A 15,889-nucleotide genomic window follows, 5' to 3' on the forward strand; every position below is an offset into this window, starting at 1 on the left:
TCCTCGTTCACGTCTTGAATTCGGTGCGCGGCAGGGCCAGCGAAGCCTGCTTGACCCGCGGCTCGATCAGCTTGCCCTTGCGCGCGCGCGCGCCGGCATAGCCGGCCAGCGCGGCGCCGGCAACCAGCTTCTCCACGGACTTGCCACCGCGGCCCGCGCCGCGCACGACCAGGCCGGCCGCACCGCACACGATCGCCTGCAGCAGCGACTCCTTCGGCTCGAGCCCCATCAGGATCGTGCCGCGGCCACCGCTGCGCAGCTGCCGCGCCTCGGACAGCGGAAAGGCCAGGCCGCGCCCGCCTTCGGACACGCAGAACACCGTGTCCATGCCGTCGAAGAACACCGCGGGCCGCAGCGGCGCGTCGCCCTCGTCGAGCGTCAGGAAGCTCTTGCCCTGCTTCGTGCGGCCGACCAGGTCGGCGGCCTTGCAGGCGAACCCGTTGCCGCCGCGGGTCGCGAACAGCACGCCGGCCGACTCGGGGGCCGCGAACACGAAGGCCGCGCGGCTGCCGGATTCGAGCTCGATGAGCGAGGTCACCGGCGCACCGTCGCCGCGCGCCGAGGGCAGCTGCGAAACCGGCACCGAGTGCACGCGCCCGTTCGTGGCGAGCACGAAGAGCTGGTCGGTGGTCAACACCTCGAAGGCGCCGTCGAAGGCGTCGCCGGACTTGAAGCCGAACTGTGACCCGTCGTGGCCGTGGCCCTGGCGCGCGCGCACCCAGCCCTTTTCCGACACGATGACGGTGACCGGCTCTTCGGCCACGCGGATCTCCACGCTGGCCCGCTCGGCCGCCTCGATCAGCGTGCGGCGATCGTCGCCGTAGCGCCTGGCGTCGGCCTCGATCTCGCGGATCACCTGCCGCTTCATCGCGGCGGGGCTCGCGAGCAAGGCCTCGAGCCCGCCCTTCTCCTCGCGCAGCTCGGCCAGCTCCTTCTCGATCCTGATCGCCTCGAGCCGTGCCAGCTGGCGCAGCCGGATCTCGAGGATGTCCTCGGCCTGCCGGTCGCTCAGCCCGAACGCCGCGATCAGCGCCGGCTTGGGTTCGTCCGACTCGCGAATGATGCGGATCACCTCGTCGATGTTCAGCAGCACCAGCTGCCGGCCCTCGAGGATATGGATCCGGTCGTCGACCCTGGCCAGCCGGTGCCGGCTGCGCCGGGTCACCGTGTCCACGCGGAAGGCGCACCACTCGCCCAGGATCTGCGGCAGCGTCTTCTGCCGCGGCCGGCCGTCGGCGCCGATCATGACCAGGTTCATCGGCACGCTGGCTTCGAGGCTGGTCTGCGCCAGCAACGTGTTCAGCAGCTCGTCCTGGTCGATGCGCGAGCTGCGCGGCTCGAAGACGAGCCGCACCGCAGCGTCCTTGCCGGATTCGTCGCGCACCGAGTCGAGCACCGCCAGCATCGCCTGCTTGGCCTGCAGCTGCTCGGGGGTGAGCGACTTCTTGCCGGCCTTGACCTTCGGGTTGGTGAGTTCCTCGATCTCCTCGAGCACCTTCTGGGACGACACGCCGTGCGGCAGTTCGGTGACCACCAGCTGCCACTGGCCGCGGGCCAGGTCTTCGAAGCGGTGTCGGGCCCGCGCCTTGAGCGAGCCGCGACCGCCCGCGTAGATCTCGCGGATGTCCTCGGGGGCGGTGATGATCTGTCCGCCGCCAGGGAAGTCCGGCCCCGGCATCAGCGCCAGCAACTCGTCGAGCGGCGTGGCCGGGTTCTTCAGCACCGCCACGCTGGCGGCGGCGACCTCGCGCAGGTTGTGCGGCGGGATCTCGGTGGCCATGCCCACCGCGATGCCCGATGCACCGTTCAGCAGCACGAAGGGCAGGCGGGCCGGCAGCAAACGCGGTTCGTCCGTCGAGCCGTCGTAGTTCGGGACGAAGTCGACCGTGCCCTCGTCGATCTCGGAGAGCAGCAGCTCGGCGAAGCGCGTGAGCCGGGCCTCGGTGTAGCGCATCGCCGCGGCGCCGTCGCCGTCGCGCGAGCCGAAGTTGCCCTGGCCGTCGATCAGCGGGTAGCGCAGCGTGAAGTCCTGCGCCATCCGGACCAGGGCCTCGTAGGCGGCCACGTCGCCGTGCGGATGGAAGCGGCCCAGCACGTCGCCGACGACGCGCGCCGACTTGACCGGCTTGGCCGACGGGCCCAGCCCCATCTCGTTCATCGCGTGCAGGATGCGCCGCTGCACCGGCTTCTGGCCGTCGCAGACGTCGGGCAGCGCGCGCCCCTTGACCACCGAGATCGCGTAGTCGAGGTAGGCGCGCTCGGCGTAGGTGGCGAGCGTCAGCGCCTCGTCGTCGGACGGGGCGTCGGCAAAAAGATCCTGTTCGATCATGGAATTCTTGTGGTGATCAGATGTCGACCTCGGCCTCGTTGCCGCGCTCCTCGAGCCAGGCCCGGCGCGCGGCCGCCTCGCCCTTGCCCATCAGCATCGTGAAGCGCTCGGAGGTCGCCTCGGCGCCCGGCTCGCCCAGCGTGATCGGCAGCAGCCTGCGGGTGTCGGGATTCATCGTGGTCTCCCAGAGCTGCTCGGCGTTCATCTCACCCAGGCCCTTGAAGCGCGAGATCGACCAGCTGCCTTCGCGCACGCCGTCCTTGCGCAGCTTGTCCTCCACGTGCCGCAGCTCGCCGTCGTCGAGGCAGTAGAGCTTGCGCAGCGGCCGCTTGCCGGCGGCCGGCACGTCGACCCGGTACAGCGGCGGGCGCGCCACGAACACGTGGCCGCGCTCGATCAGCCTCGGGAAGTGCCGGAAGAACAGCGTGAGCAGCAGCACCTGGATGTGCGAGCCGTCGACGTCGGCGTCCGACAGGATGCAGATGCGGCCGTAGCGCAGCCCCGACAGGTCGGGCGAATCGCCCGGCCCGTGCGGATCGACGCCGATCGCCACCGCGATGTCGTGGATCTCGTTGTTGGCGAACAGCCGGTCGCGCTCGGTCTCCCAGGTGTTCAGCACCTTGCCGCGCAGCGGCAGGATGGCCTGGAACTCCTTGTCGCGACCCATCTTGGCCGAGCCGCCGGCGGAGTCGCCCTCGACCAGGAAGACCTCGTTGCGCGACACGTCGGTGGACTCGCAGTCGGTCAGCTTGCCGGGCAGCACCGCCACGCCCGAGCTCTTCTTCTTCTCGACCTTCTGCGCCGCGCGGCTGCGGATCTGCGCCTGGCGGATCACCAGCTCGGCGAGCTTGCGGCCGTGCTCGACGTGCTCGTTGAGCCACAGCTCGAACTGGCTTCTCGCCAGCGAGCCGACCAGCCGGACCGCGTCGCGCGAGTTCAGCCGCTCCTTGATCTGGCCCTGGAACTGCGGATCGAGCACCCGCGTGGACAGCACGAAGCTGGCGCGCGCGAAGACGTCCTCGGGCAGCAGCTTCACGCCCTTGGGCTGCAGGCCGTGCAGCTCGACGAAACCCTTGACCGCATTGAACAGGCCTTCGCGCAGGCCGGCCTCGTGGGTGCCGCCGGCCGGCGTCGGGATCAGGTTCACGTAGGACTCGCGCACCGGCGCGCCCTCTTCGGTGAAGGCCACCACCCACTGCGCGCCCTCGCCCTCGGCGAAGGTCTCGTGGCCGGCCGCGATGTACTGCTGGCCCTCGAAGAGCGGGATCAGCGGCGCCGCGCCCACGCCGGCCTGCAAGGCTTCGACGAGATAGCCGCGCAGGCCCTCGGCGTACTGCCAGGTCTGCTGGCGGCCGGCCTTCTCCTCGACCAGCGTGACCTTGACCCCGGGCAACAGCACCGCCTTGGAGCGCAGCAGCTGGACCAGCTCGGCCTGCGGAATCGCCGCCGAGTCGAAGTACTTCGGGTCGGGCCAGCAGCGCACCCGGGTGCCGCTGCGCCTGTCGCCGCGCACCGCCTGCCGCGATGCCAGGGGCTGCGCCACCTCGCCGCCCGCGAAGGCGATCTCGTGCACCCCGCCGTCGCGCCAGACGGTGACCTCCAGGCGCTTCGACAGCGCATTGGTGACCGAGACGCCGACCCCGTGCAGGCCGCCGGAGAAGCTGTAGGCGCCGCCGCCGGCCTTGTCGAACTTGCCGCCGGCGTGCAGCCGGGTGAAGACGATCTCCACGACCGGCACCTTCTCTTCCGGATGCGCGCCGACCGGAATGCCGCGGCCGTCGTCGTCGACGGAGATGCTGCCGTCGGCGTGCAGCGTGAGCACGATCTCCCGGCACGAACCTGCCAGCGCCTCGTCGGCCGCGTTGTCGATCACCTCCTGCACGATGTGCAGCGGGTTCTCGGTCCGGGTGTACATGCCCGGGCGCTGGCGGACCGGCTCCAGGCCCTTCAGGACGCGAATGGAGGCTTCGCTGTAATCGCTGCTGCGTGTTGCCATGTAGGGAAAAGGGAAGCGCGCTCAGCGCGAGATCGGGATGCCGCACATCTGCAGCATGCTCGCGAAATCGAGGACGCGATCGGGACTCAGGTAGGCCATGAAGGCCCAGACGACGGCGAAACCGAGCACCGCGGCCAGCGCGGTCCAGCCCGCCGCGCGCAGCAGGCGCGGCGCGTTCACGACGGCCTCCGCCGGGCGGCTAGAATCGTGCAATGGATCGGTTTCATGAGCCCCGATTCTACTTGCCGCCCGCCCCTGCCGCCCGAGCCGACCGAAAATGGACCCGATGCGCCCCGCCCCCGACACCCTTCTGATCCACGGCGACCGGGATCTTCGCGACGACAGTTCGCTGGCGCCGCCGATCCTGCCCTCGGTCACGCACAGCGCCGCCGACGCCGTCGAGTTCGCCGAGATGGCGAGCACCCCGCGGCACCCGCGCTTCTACACCCGTTACGGCAACCCGACCCACGAGCGCGCAGCGCGGCTGATCACCGGGCTCGAGGGCGCCGAGGCCGGCCTGATGACCGCCAGCGGCATGGGCGCGATCAGCGCGGTGGCGCTGGGCCTGCTGAAGGCTGGCGACCTCGCGGTGGGCCAGACCAGCCATTACATGGGCACCACCAAGCTCTTCACCGAGATGTTGCCGCGCTTCGGGGTTCGCACCCGGCTGGTCGACCAGACCGACACCGCCGGCCTGCTCGCCGCGATCGGCGAGGGCGCGCGGCTGGTGATGGTGGAGACCCCGGTGAACCCCACGATGGCCGTCACCGACCTGGCCGCGGTCGCGCAGGCGGCCCGGGCGGCGGGCGCGATCAGCGTGGCCGACAATACCTTCGCCAGCCCGATCAACCAGCGCCCGCTGGCGCACGGCATCGACCTGGTGGTGCACAGCGCCACCAAGTACCTGGGCGGCCACCACGACCTGATCGCGGGCGCGGTGGCCGGACCGACGGCGCTGGTCGAGAAGATCTGGGACAGCGCGATCGTGCTCGGCGCCACGCTGGGCGCCTTCGACGCCTGGCTGCTGCTGCGCGGCCTGCGCACGCTGCCCCTGAGAGTGGCGCGCGCCAACGACAACGCGATGGCGGCGGCGCGCTTCCTCGAGGCGCATCCGGCGGTCGAGGCGGTGCACTACCCCGGCCTCGAGTCGCACCCGCAGCACGCGCTCGCCCGTCGCCAGATGAGCGGCTTCGGCGGGGTGCTGGCGGTGAGGATCCGCGGCGGCTACGAACCCGCCGCGCGCTTCGTGGCCGCCTTGCGGCTGTTCACCAATGCGGTGAGCCTGGGCGGCGTCGAGTCGCTGGCGGTTCACGCGGCCGCGATGTGGGCGGGCACGCTGGACGACGCGCAGATGCGCGCGGCGGGCGTGGAGCCCAACCTGGTCAGGCTGGCCTGCGGCATCGAGGCGCCGGACGACCTGATCGCGGACCTTCGCCAGGCGCTGGACGCCACCAGCGCCTGAACCTGTCCCGCCCGGGCGCTCAGATGGCCACCTGGGTCCCGAGCTCGATCACGCGGTCGGCGGGCAGCCGGAAGTAGTTGGCGACGCTGGTGCTGTTCTGGAGCATCCAGCCGAACAGCGAGCGTCGCCAGCCGAACGGGCCGCGCTGGCTGACCGACACCACGGTGGGCTTGCTGGTGAAGAACGAGGTCTCGTCGACCTTGAACACCAGGCCCTTGCGGGCGGCGAGCCTCATGATGCCCTGGATGTCCGGGTCCTCGCGGTAACCCAGGTGCGCGCTCAAGCGGATGATGCCGTTGGGGCCCCGCATGATCTGCACCCGCTCCGCCTCGGGAACCGAAGGCACGTCCTCGAACTCCACCGTCAGGAAGATCGTGGTCTCGTGGACCACGTTGTTGTGCTTCAGGTTGTGCAGGAAGGAGCTCGGGCAGCGCGTGGACGACGACGAGAAGAAGACCGCCACGCCCGGCACGCGCTGGATCCCCGACAGGTCCATCGCGAGGCCGTCGACCGCGTTGCGGGGTCCGGCGCTCTTCTTGGCGCGCACGATCTCGGTGCCGCGCCGCCAGGTGGTGAGCACGGTGAAGGCAGCCAGCGCCAGCGCCAGCGGAAACCAGCCGCCGCCGCCGACCTTCGTGGCGTTGGCCGCAAAGAAGGCGGCCTCGACGATCGCAAAGACCGCGAAAGGCAGCCACAGCCAGCGCAGGGCCTTCGATCCCTTCACGCGCCGCAGCGTGATCAGCATGAGCACGCTGGCCAGCAGGAGGTCGCCGGCCACCGCGATGCCATAGGCCGCCGCCAGCGAGCCGGAGTCGCCGAACTCCAGCATCAGGAACACGACCAGCAGCAGCATCAGCCAGTTGACCACCGGGATGTAGATCCGGCCCTTCTGGGTACGGGACTTCTGGAACACCCGCAGCCTCGGCAGGAAGTTCATCCGCGAGGCCTGCTGGGTGGCCGAGAAGGCGCCGGAGATCACTGCCAGCGATGCGATCACCGCCGCAGCGATCGCGATGCCGGTCAGCGGCAGCACGAACTCTTCCGGAACCAGCAGGAAGAAGGGGTTGTGGACCGCGCCGGGATTGCGCAGCACCAGCGCACCCTGCCCGAAGTAGTTGAGCGTGAGCGCCGGCAGCACGATGGCGAACCATGTCAGGCGCACCGGTGCCGGGCCAAAGCGGCCCATGTCGGCATACAGCGCCTCGACGCCGGTCACGCACAGGAAGACCGCGCCGGCGGCCACGAAGGCCAGGCCGGGGTAGGCGTACACGAAGCCGAGCGCGTAGCGCGGGTCGAGCGCCCACAGCACCTCGGGCGTCTTTGCGACGCTCAGGCCGCCGGTGACCGCCAGCGTGGCGAACCAGGCGAGCATCAGGGGCCCGAACAGCGCGCCGATCGCGTCGGTGCCGCCGCGCTGGATCAGGAAGACTCCCACCACGATCGCCAGCGCCACCGGCAGCACGAAGGGCGCCAGTTCGGGCCGCGCCACCGCGAGCCCCTCGACCGCCGACAGCACCGAGATCGCCGGCGTGATGACCGCGTCGCCGTAGAACAGCGAGACGGCCAGGATGCCCAGGATGGTCCCCAGCCAGAGCATGCGCGGTCGCGAGCGCAGCCGGTGCATGCACCAGGAGAGCAGCGCCAGCACGCCGCCCTCTCCGCGGTTGTCGAAGCGCAGCATGATCGTCACGTACTTGAAAGAGACGATCAGCATCACCGACCAGAAGATCATCGACAGCACCGCATAGACGTTGCCGGGCGTCAGCGGGATGCCCCAGCCGGACCGGAAGGCCTCGCGGAACGCGTATAGCGGGCTGGTGCCGATGTCGGCGAACACGACGCCGAGCGCCGCAAGGGCGATCGCCGGCAGGCCGGAGCGGGCGGGCTTGCTCATGGAGGCGGAAGTCTACACCGGCGCCGGTCGGGCGATGGCGGCTATCATCGCCGGCATTGCAACCCGCCGCCGGCCGCGCCTCCCGCATGAATGCCCTGAGCTTCGCCCTGGTCCTGACCGGCGTCGTCCTGAACGCGCTGGCCCAATCGCTGCTCAAGGCGGGCACCAACCGGCTCGGCCCGGTCGAGTTCTCGCTCGGCCAGGCCTGGCCGGTCGCGCTGCGGGTGATGAGCGAGTGGCCCTTCCTGGTCGGCTTCGCCTGCTACGGCGTGAGCCTGGTCGTGTGGATCGCCGCGCTGACCCGGGTGCCGGTCACGATCGCCTATCCGATGCTGTCGATCGGCTATGTGATCAACGCGCTGATCGCCCGCTTCTGGCTCGGCGAGACGCTGGGGCTGAACGGCTGGCTGGGCATCGCGCTGATCGGCGTCGGCGTGGCGCTGATCGCGCGGCCAGGTACCTGAGCCCGGGCGATCGCCTGGGCACCGGCCGCGCACTGGCAGCAATGGCTGCTGATTGCGCTGACCGGGCTGGCCGGCGGCACCGGTCACCTGTGCCTCGCGCACGCGCACCGCTTCGCGCCGGCCTCCACGCTGGCGCCCTTCCTGTACCAGCAGATCCTCTACATGACGCTGCCTGGCTTCCTGGTGTTCGGCGACGTGCCGGGCAAGGTGGTCGTCATCGGCGCGGCGATCGTGATCGCAAGCGGGCCGTACCTGCTGTGGCGAGAGCGTGGCGAGAGCGGCGCGTCGGTGCCGCATGACGGTTCGCGCGCCCCGCCGACGACCGGAGGCACGGCCGGCGCCGATCGGGAACGCGTCGACGGCCCGGCTTGCCCGGTGCAATTGATGTATCTATAGTGCATCTTGTTAGGTCTACGTTGGGAGCGGTCGATGAAGGACTGCAAGCTCGGCCACGGGCCGACTCCTTCGGAAGATGCGCTCGACACGCCGCTGCGTTGCAGCCACTGCGACAGCCCGATCCCGGCAAGCAGCGCCCTGAGCTCCGAAGGGGCCGACTACATCAGGCACTTCTGCGGCGAGGATTGCCTCGCCGGGTGGTGCGCATCGGCGGGCCATCCCGGGCCGAATCGGCCTGGCGGCAAGGCGTCATGACCCGGCGGCCGGTCTTCCTCAACCTGTTCCGGATCGCGCTGCCGATCGGCGCGATCTCGTCCTTCCTGCACCGGATATCCGGCGTGCTCCTGCTCGTCGCGCTGCCTGCCGTCGCAATCCTGTTCGAGCGCTCGCTCGCCACGCCGGGAGGCTTCGAGTCGCTGCGGAACGGACTCGGCTCCGTCCCCGCCAGGCTGGGCATGGTGCTGCTCGGCTGGGCGCTGGCTCACCACGTCCTTGCGGGCATCCGGCACATGCTGATGGATGCCGGCCTGGGCTGGCGGCTGGCCGACGCTCGGCGCAGCGCCTGGGCGGTCGTGGCCGGGAGCCTTGCGATCGTCGCCTTCGCGGCGATCGCGGCGGCGTGACAGGCGCGCAACCGATGACACACGCGCTGCTCGACGGCCTGCGCGCCTGGACCCTGCAGCGGGTCTCGGCCCTCTACCTGCTGGTCTTCGGCATCGTGCTCACGCTGCGCATGGCGGCTGCGCCACCCGGAAACCACGCCGCGTGGGTCGCCCTCTGGGGAGAACCCCCGATGGCCGCCGGCGCCCTGCTGGCCTTCGCGAGCGTGTGCCTGCACGCGTGGGTCGGGGCCCGGGACGTGATCCTCGACTACGTCCGCCCGGCCGGCGCCCGCCCGATCGCGCTGGGGCTGGTGGCAGCGGTCCTGCTGCTCACCGGGCTGCGCCTTGCGGGGGCCCTGCTCGCCATCGCGACCTGAGGCGCGGCCCGCCCCGGGCTGTCGCACGAACGGAGCTGTCCATGCGTTTCTCGATCTATCGCTACGACCCGGATCGCGACGAGCGGCCGCGCATGCAGGACTACGAGCTCGAGCTTCGGCCCACCGACCACATGGTCCTCGACGCGTTGATCCGGCTCAAGGATATCGACGACTCGATCTCGTTCCGCCGTTCCTGCCGGGAGGGTGTCTGCGGTTCCGACGGCATGAACATCAACGGGCGCAACCGGCTCGCCTGCATCACCGAGCTGCGGGCACTGAAAGAGCCGGTGGTCTTGCGGCCGCTGCCGGGCCAGCCGGTGATCCGCGACCTGATCGTCGACCTGACGCAGTTCTTCGCGCACTACCAGTCGATCCGGCCCTGGGTGATCGACGACCGGCCGATGCCCGAACGAGAGCGCCTGCAGTCGCCCGAACAACGCGCAGAGCTGGACGGTCTCTACGAATGCATCCTGTGCGCATGCTGCTCGACCGCCTGCCCGTCGTACTGGTGGAACCCGGACAAGTTCGTCGGCCCGGCGGGCCTGCTGCAGGCCTGCCGCTTCATCCTGGACAGCCGCGACCAGGCGCGTGAAGAGCGGCTCGACTTCCTCGAAGGCCCCTTCCGGCTCTATCGTTGCCGCACGATCATGAACTGCACCGAGGTCTGCCCGAAGGGGCTGGCGCCGTCGCATGCGATCGAGCGAATTCGCAGTCTGATGTTCGGACGCAACTTCTAGCGAGCCGGCACGCGCAGACCACGTGCCGGCGCCTTCGGTCAGTCGAGCAGCCCCGCCTGCCGCGGCAGCCAGAGCACCAGCTCCGGGAACGCGATGCAAAGCGCCAGCGCGACCAGCTGCAACAGCACGAACGGGACGATCCCGCGGTAGATGTGCCCCATGGTGACCGAAGGCGGCACCGTTCCTTTCATGTAGAAGAGTGCAAAGCCAAAGGGTGGCGTCAGGAAGGAAGTCTGCAGGTTGACCGCGATGACCACCAGCAGCCAGGGCAGGAAGACATTGGCGCCGCCCTCGAGATGACCGGAGAAGTCGAGCTTGGCCAGGATCGGGCCGAACACCGGCAGCACGATCAGGCAGATCTCCAGCCAGTCGAAGAAGAAGCCGAGCAGGAAGACCAGCACCATCACGAAGATGAGGATCTCCCACGCGGTCTGGATGCCCATCGCGGCCAGCACGTCCGCCACCACGTCGTCGCCGCCCAGCGCGCGGAACATGTAGGCGAAGACCGAGGCGCCCATCGTGATGAAGAAGACCATCGAGTTCGTGAGCGCCGACGATTCGATGATGTCCCGAAGCGATTTGCGCGAGAGCGCGCCGTTCCAGGCGGCCAGCACCAGGGCGCCGGCGCAGCCGACGCCGGCCGCTTCGGTCGGCGTGGCCCACCCGAGGAAGATCGAGCCGAGCACCAGCGAAACCAGCAGCACCGGCGGGAAGAAGCTGCGCACGATCATCGCCGCCAGTGCGCCGGCGCCGCTCGGCCCTTCGTCGGCGGGCATGGGCGGTGCGATCTCGGGCTTCAGGAAGGAGATGACGCCGATCCAGATGAGGTACAGCACCGAAAGCAGCAGGCCGGGGAACAAGGCGCCGGCGAACAGCGACCCCACCGGCACGGACATCAGGTCGCCCATGATCACCAGCATGATCGAGGGCGGGATCAGGATGCCCAGCGTGCCCGAGGACGCGATCGTGCCGACCGCCAGCTCGGGCTGGTAGCCGCGCGACAGCATGGCCGGCAGCGCGATCAGCGTGAGCATGACCACCGAGGCGCCCACGATGCCGGTGGTGGCCGCCATGATCGTGCCCATCAGCGTGACCGACATCGCCAGGCCGCCGGGAATCCGCCGCGTGAGGACCTGCAGGCACTTCAGCAACTCGGTGGCCACGCCGCTGCGCTCGAGCACCGTGCCCATGAAGATGAACATGGGAATCGCGACCAGCACCTGGCTGGCCGCCACGCCGCCCCAGATCCGGACGAGCAGGTTGTAGAACTGCAGCGGGTTGAAGACCTCGAAGTACCAGCCGATCGCGCCGAACACGAGCGACACGCCGCCCAGCACGAAGGCCACCGGGAAACCGGTGAACATCAGCAGGGCCAGCACGACGAACATCACCAGGCCGAGGTGATCGATGAGCCAGTCCATCGCTCAGCCCCCCAGGTGCGAGGGCCGGGCCTGCTCGCTCAGTTCCAACGGCCCGAACAGGTAGACCACCAGCCGGGCGATCATCGCGGTGACCGCGGCCAGCAGCAGGATCAGGCCGATCTCGAGCAGGGCCTTGGGGATCCACCGCCAAGGCAGGCCGGTCGAGGACTCGGAGCCTTCGCCGCCGACCCAGGCCTTCCAGGCGAAATCGGCGCCGTAGTTGATCAGCACCAGGCAGTACGGGATCGCGAACACGAACAGGCAGACCAGTTCGATCCAGGCCCGGGTGCGCGGCTTCATCCGCGCGACGGCCAGGTCGATCCGGACATGGCCGTTGCGCAGGTAGCCCAGGCCGAGCCACATCGAGAAGAGCACCGCGTGGAAGTGCCACTCCAGTTCCTGCAGCCGGGTCGAGCCGAGTCCGGGGATCTGGAAACCGAATTTCCGGGTGACGACGTCGACGCAGATGACGATCACGTCGGCGATGAAGAGCCAGCCCGCGAGGTAGCCGATGCGGCCGAGTGCCGCCTCGACGCCACGCGCGTACGCGAGGAGCGATTGCATGGAGGGAGATCCGGGTATAGGAACCGTCGGCCCGGGCGCCGCGCGCGGTGCCCGGGCCCGAGCCGTCAGGTCAGTTCTTCAGGTAGCCGCTGTCGCGCCAGATCGCGTAGTTGGCGCGGAAGGCGCTGTAGGAGTCCCAGATCTTCTTGAACATCGGGTTCGACGCCGCCTCTTCCTTGGCGACCTCTTCCCAGGCGCCCTTGAAAGCCGCCAGGAACTCGGGGCCCCAGGTCTTCAGGGTGACCCCCTTGGCCTGGATCTCCTTGAGCGCGCCGAACTGTGCCGCTTCGCCGTAGGCGAGCGACTGCCGGATCGTCTCGCCGCAGGCCAGCTCGATGACCGCCTTCTGCTGGTCGCTGAGCGTGTCCCACTTCTTCTTGTTGATGAGGAGCTCCAGCGCGGTCGATTGCTGGTGCCAACCCGGCAGGTAGTAGTACTTGGCCACCTGGTGGAAGCCCAGCTTGAGGTCCTGCACCGGCGTGGAGAACTCGGTCGCGTCGATCGTGCCCAGCTGCAGCGCCTGGTAGATCTCGCCAGGCGCGATCAGCTGCGTGGCGACCCCCAGCTTGGCCATGGCCTTGGCGCCCAGGCCGAAGAAACGCATCTTCAGGCCCTTCAGGTCGTCCAGCGTCTTGATCTCCTTGCGGAACCAGCCCGCGCCTTCGGGCGGGGCCATGCCGCAGGTGAGCGCGTGCACGCCGTACTTTCCGTACAGCTCGGCCATCAGCTCCTTGCCGCCGCCGTAGTCGAGCCAGGCCAGGTATTCGCCGGCGCTCGGCCCGTAGGGGAGGCTGGCGAAGAAGTTGAAGGCGCTGTCCTTGCCCGACCAGAAACCGGCCGTGGACCAGACCATGTCGACCGATCCCTGGGAAACCGCATCGAAGGATTGCAGCACCGGCACGAGCGCATTCGGCTCGTTGTGCTTGATCCGGATGGTGCCGCCGGAAGCGCGTTCGATCCGCTTGGTGACATCGAGGCCCGCTTCGCCGGCCAGGGGCTGCGTGCTGCCGAAACCCGCCGCCATCTGGAACCTGACGGTCTTGTCCTGCGCCGCCGCGGGCGCTGCCGCGAGCGCAAGGACGGCCGAGCCTATGCATGCCGCCGCCAAGGCGAACGGTGTCCGTTTCCCCATCTGCGTGTCTCCCCGATGTCGTTGTGTCGGCCGCGACTCGCCCTTGCGAGGACCTTGCACGGCCCATGCCACCGATGCCCTCACCGACGGCACGTGCAATGTATGCGATCGCCGATGGCCGCGCAATCTCCGGATGCGGCCTCCCCCGATGCGGGCTTCCGGACGCTACTCGAAGCGCATCAGTTCCTCGGCCAGCGCGTCCTGGCCATAGCGCTCGATCAGCATGTCGACCTCGGCCAGCAGGCTGCCGTCCTGGTCGTCCTCGATCACGCCCTCTCCGACCAGGCGTGCGGTGAGCCCGTCGGCCATCGCGTCGCGCACCTCGCCCAGCGTGAGCGACAGGTCGGCCTCGCGCTCGTCGAGCGCCGCCTCGATGACCGCCGAGAGCTCCTCGCTCGCCTTCACCGCGGTGAAGTCGCCGGCGGGCGCCTCCTCGCCGAACTCCTCGACCAGGGCCTCGATCTCGGCGTACAGCGACTGCTCGGTGCCGAACTGCGAGCGGTCCGGCTTCAGGCCTCGGTGCACCAGTGAACGCCTCAGGCGGTCGCGCACGAAACCCAGGGTGACCGTCTCCTCGATGTCCGGATCGGCGAGCAGGGACTCCATCAGCGCGGAGAGCTCCTCGCTCGCGCGGCTGTCGCCGTCGATGGGCATGTGCATGGTCGGCCTCCTGGATCGTGCAAGCGTCTTGCGGGCGCCGGCGCGGCCACGAGCCGCCACCGCATCAGCCGGCTGCCATATCCTCGCATCGCCTTGCCGCGCTGACCAGCACCGGGACACGGATGCCGGCGCCGCTCGGCGACGTCCGGGCCCTCAGGCCGCCCGGGCCACCTGGTGCAGGTGCACGTCGCGCTGCGGGAACGGGATCGAGATGCCCTCGGCGTCGAAGCGCTTCTTCACCATCTCCTGCATGTCCCAGTACACGCCCCAGTAGTCGCCTGCCTTCACCCAGGGCCGGCACAGGATGTCGACGCTGCTCTCGCCGAGCGCGCCCACCACCAGCGTCGGCGCCGGATCGTCCAGGCAACGCGGATCCTTGGCCACGATGTCGGCGATGATGACCTTCGCCCGGTCGATGTCGTCCTGGTAGCCGATGCCGAAAGTCATGTCGCAGCGACGGGTGTCGAAGGCATTGAAGTTCACGATGTGCCCGCCCATGATCTGCGAATTGGGCACGGTCAGGCCCTTGTTGTCGGGCGTGCGCATGAGGGTGGCCAGGATGCCGATCTCGTCGACCGTGCCGCCCACCCCGCCCGCCTCGACGAAGTCGCCGACCTTGAAGGGCCGGAACAGGATGATCAGCACGCCGCTGGCAAAATTGGACAGCGAACCCTGCAATGCCAGGCCGACCGCCAGGCCTGCGGCGCCCAGCACCGCCACGAAGGAAGTGGTCTGGATCCCCACCTGCGAGACCGCCGCGATCACCACCGCGACCATCAGCAGGTAGAACACGATGTTCGACAGGAAGCCGATCAGCGTGGGGTCGACCTTGCCGCGCTCCATGCCGCGCCGGACCGCCTTGCGGATCATTCCGGCAATCCACTTCCCGACGAAGAGAACCAGCAAGGCGACCACGAGCTTCAGGCCGTACTCGGCGACGTATCGGATCAGGGTGTCGATGTGTTCCTGGGACATGCGTTGATCGCTCCTTCGTGGCCGTAAAGACGTGTGCAGCGCCCCGAGTCTATCGGACCGACATTCGCAGCCCCCCGGGATCCATGCGCCGTCAATCGACCCGAGGCGCCACCGAGAGCCCCTTGACCGCATGGCGATCGATGAGTCGGGCCACCGTGCCATCCGACTTGACCTCCTCGACGAATGCGCGCAGCAGGGCGAATGCGGCAGGTCGCCCTGCCGGCGTGGCGACGGCCTGCTGGATCGCGGTGAATCGCCCCGGCAAGAGACGTGGGCCGGGAAAGCGCGCCTGCTCCTCGACCAGTCGCGGCCTCAGGCCCGCCAGGACCTCGAGGCCGCGATCGCGGAAGAGATCGAAGGATCCCCCCAGACCCTCCGCGCTCACGAGTTCGGCATGCTTCAGGGTGCGGCGCAGGTAGAGCTCATAGGCTGCGCGGGCCGCCACCGCAATGCGGACCCCGTTCCGATCGACCTCGTCGATGCGGGTGATCGATGACCCCGGCGGAACCAGGTAAGAAGCCTCGATCTCGACATACGCCGCAGTGAAATCGATCAGCCTCGCGCGCGCCGGCTCCGCGCCCATGAAGGCAAGATCCCAGGCATCTTCGGCGAGCTTGCCCTTCGCCCCGGCGGACAAGAGGCCGGCGTCGGGATAGCGGATCCATTCGATGCCGACGCCCAGGCGCGACGCAATGCGCCCTGCCAGATCCGGCACGATCCCGGTCGGCGAACCACCTTCCGGATCCTCGGAAACGTAACCGTACGGGCAACCCATCTTTCCCGCCGCGCTGATCGATGTCAGCCGTCGGCGAGCGATGCGGTCCAGCGATGCGGCAGCAAGTCGTCGATGCGGCGCGCCGGGTACGTCGGCAAGCGCTCC

The 15,889-nt window shown here is 69.3% G+C and carries 17 protein-coding genes; 7 read left to right on the forward strand and 10 right to left on the reverse strand.

What is annotated here, in order from left to right; genetic code table 11:
• Positions 1-7: 7 nt before the first annotated feature.
• From parC to FHP08_RS18420, 3 genes are read right to left on the reverse strand one after another with little or no spacing between them, the layout of a single operon-like run.
• Positions 8-2,329 (reverse strand): DNA topoisomerase IV subunit A, encoded by a 2,322-nt coding sequence (parC, locus tag FHP08_RS07270; RefSeq protein ID WP_147703717.1) that lies wholly within the window; start codon positions 2,327-2,329, stop codon positions 8-10.
• 16 nt (positions 2,330-2,345) lie between these two features.
• A complete protein-coding gene (locus FHP08_RS07275) occupies positions 2,346-4,325 on the reverse strand; it encodes a DNA topoisomerase IV subunit B (RefSeq protein ID WP_147703719.1) in 1,980 nt (659 codons plus the stop codon).
• Positions 4,326-4,346: 21 nt separating this feature from the next.
• Positions 4,347-4,505, reverse strand: coding sequence for a hypothetical protein (locus tag FHP08_RS18420; RefSeq protein WP_187272203.1), 159 nt, complete (start codon positions 4,503-4,505; stop codon positions 4,347-4,349).
• Positions 4,506-4,602: 97 nt separating this feature from the next.
• Here FHP08_RS18420 and FHP08_RS07280 point away from each other — a divergent pair, with 97 nt between their 5' ends.
• The gene (locus FHP08_RS07280) at positions 4,603-5,787 is read left to right on the forward strand and encodes a trans-sulfuration enzyme family protein (RefSeq protein ID WP_147703721.1); all 1,185 of its coding nucleotides are present in this window, start codon (positions 4,603-4,605) and stop codon (positions 5,785-5,787) included.
• A gap of 19 nt (positions 5,788-5,806) precedes the next feature.
• Here the strand turns inward: FHP08_RS07280 and FHP08_RS07285 are convergent, their stop codons facing one another.
• On the reverse strand, positions 5,807-7,681 hold the full coding sequence (locus tag FHP08_RS07285) for a potassium transporter Kup (RefSeq protein WP_147703723.1): 1,875 nt from the start codon (positions 7,679-7,681) through the stop codon (positions 5,807-5,809).
• Positions 7,682-7,767: 86 nt separating this feature from the next.
• On the opposite strand from FHP08_RS07285, the gene FHP08_RS07290 reads away from it, so the two are divergent.
• From FHP08_RS07290 to FHP08_RS07315, 6 genes are all read left to right on the forward strand, one after another.
• Positions 7,768-8,145 (forward strand): SMR family transporter, encoded by a 378-nt coding sequence (locus FHP08_RS07290; protein ID WP_147703725.1) that lies wholly within the window; start codon positions 7,768-7,770, stop codon positions 8,143-8,145.
• 162 nt (positions 8,146-8,307) lie between these two features.
• Positions 8,308-8,541 carry a hypothetical protein gene (locus FHP08_RS07295; RefSeq protein ID WP_147703727.1) on the forward strand — a complete coding sequence of 78 codons (234 nt, stop codon included), beginning with the start codon at positions 8,308-8,310 and terminating at the stop codon, positions 8,539-8,541.
• A 33-nt stretch (positions 8,542-8,574) separates the two neighbouring features.
• Positions 8,575-8,796: a DUF3330 domain-containing protein gene (locus FHP08_RS18810; protein ID WP_147703729.1), complete on the forward strand. Its 222-nt coding sequence runs from the start codon at positions 8,575-8,577 to the stop codon at positions 8,794-8,796.
• Positions 8,793-9,164 (forward strand): succinate dehydrogenase, cytochrome b556 subunit, encoded by a 372-nt coding sequence (gene sdhC, locus FHP08_RS07305; RefSeq protein ID WP_147703731.1) that lies wholly within the window; start codon positions 8,793-8,795, stop codon positions 9,162-9,164. The genes FHP08_RS18810 and sdhC overlap by 4 nt, the downstream gene beginning before the upstream one ends.
• A gap of 14 nt (positions 9,165-9,178) precedes the next feature.
• A complete protein-coding gene (gene sdhD, locus FHP08_RS07310) occupies positions 9,179-9,520 on the forward strand; it encodes a succinate dehydrogenase, hydrophobic membrane anchor protein (RefSeq protein WP_147703733.1) in 342 nt (113 codons plus the stop codon).
• A gap of 41 nt (positions 9,521-9,561) precedes the next feature.
• Positions 9,562-10,257: a succinate dehydrogenase iron-sulfur subunit gene (locus tag FHP08_RS07315; RefSeq protein WP_147703734.1), complete on the forward strand. Its 696-nt coding sequence runs from the start codon at positions 9,562-9,564 to the stop codon at positions 10,255-10,257.
• A gap of 38 nt (positions 10,258-10,295) precedes the next feature.
• Here the strand turns inward: FHP08_RS07315 and FHP08_RS07320 are convergent, their stop codons facing one another.
• The 6 genes from FHP08_RS07320 to FHP08_RS07345 form a co-directional block, all read right to left on the reverse strand.
• Positions 10,296-11,678 (reverse strand): TRAP transporter large permease, encoded by a 1,383-nt coding sequence (locus tag FHP08_RS07320; protein ID WP_147703736.1) that lies wholly within the window; start codon positions 11,676-11,678, stop codon positions 10,296-10,298.
• A 3-nt stretch (positions 11,679-11,681) separates the two neighbouring features.
• Positions 11,682-12,242 carry a TRAP transporter small permease subunit gene (locus FHP08_RS07325; RefSeq protein WP_147703738.1) on the reverse strand — a complete coding sequence of 187 codons (561 nt, stop codon included), beginning with the start codon at positions 12,240-12,242 and terminating at the stop codon, positions 11,682-11,684.
• A 70-nt stretch (positions 12,243-12,312) separates the two neighbouring features.
• Entirely contained in the window at positions 12,313-13,374 is a 1,062-nt protein-coding gene (locus tag FHP08_RS07330; RefSeq protein ID WP_147703740.1) for a TRAP transporter substrate-binding protein, read from the reverse strand.
• A gap of 165 nt (positions 13,375-13,539) precedes the next feature.
• Positions 13,540-14,034: a hypothetical protein gene (locus tag FHP08_RS07335; RefSeq protein ID WP_147703741.1), complete on the reverse strand. Its 495-nt coding sequence runs from the start codon at positions 14,032-14,034 to the stop codon at positions 13,540-13,542.
• Positions 14,035-14,187: 153 nt separating this feature from the next.
• The gene (locus FHP08_RS07340) at positions 14,188-15,009 is read right to left on the reverse strand and encodes a mechanosensitive ion channel family protein (RefSeq protein ID WP_147703743.1); all 822 of its coding nucleotides are present in this window, start codon (positions 15,007-15,009) and stop codon (positions 14,188-14,190) included.
• Positions 15,010-15,100: 91 nt separating this feature from the next.
• The coding region (locus FHP08_RS07345) for a transporter substrate-binding domain-containing protein (RefSeq protein WP_147703745.1) at positions 15,101-15,889 on the reverse strand (789 nt) is incomplete at its 5' end.

It is taken from the genome of Zeimonas arvi (assembly GCF_008039575.1).
Lineage (GTDB): Bacteria > Pseudomonadota > Gammaproteobacteria > Burkholderiales > Burkholderiaceae_E > Zeimonas > Zeimonas arvi.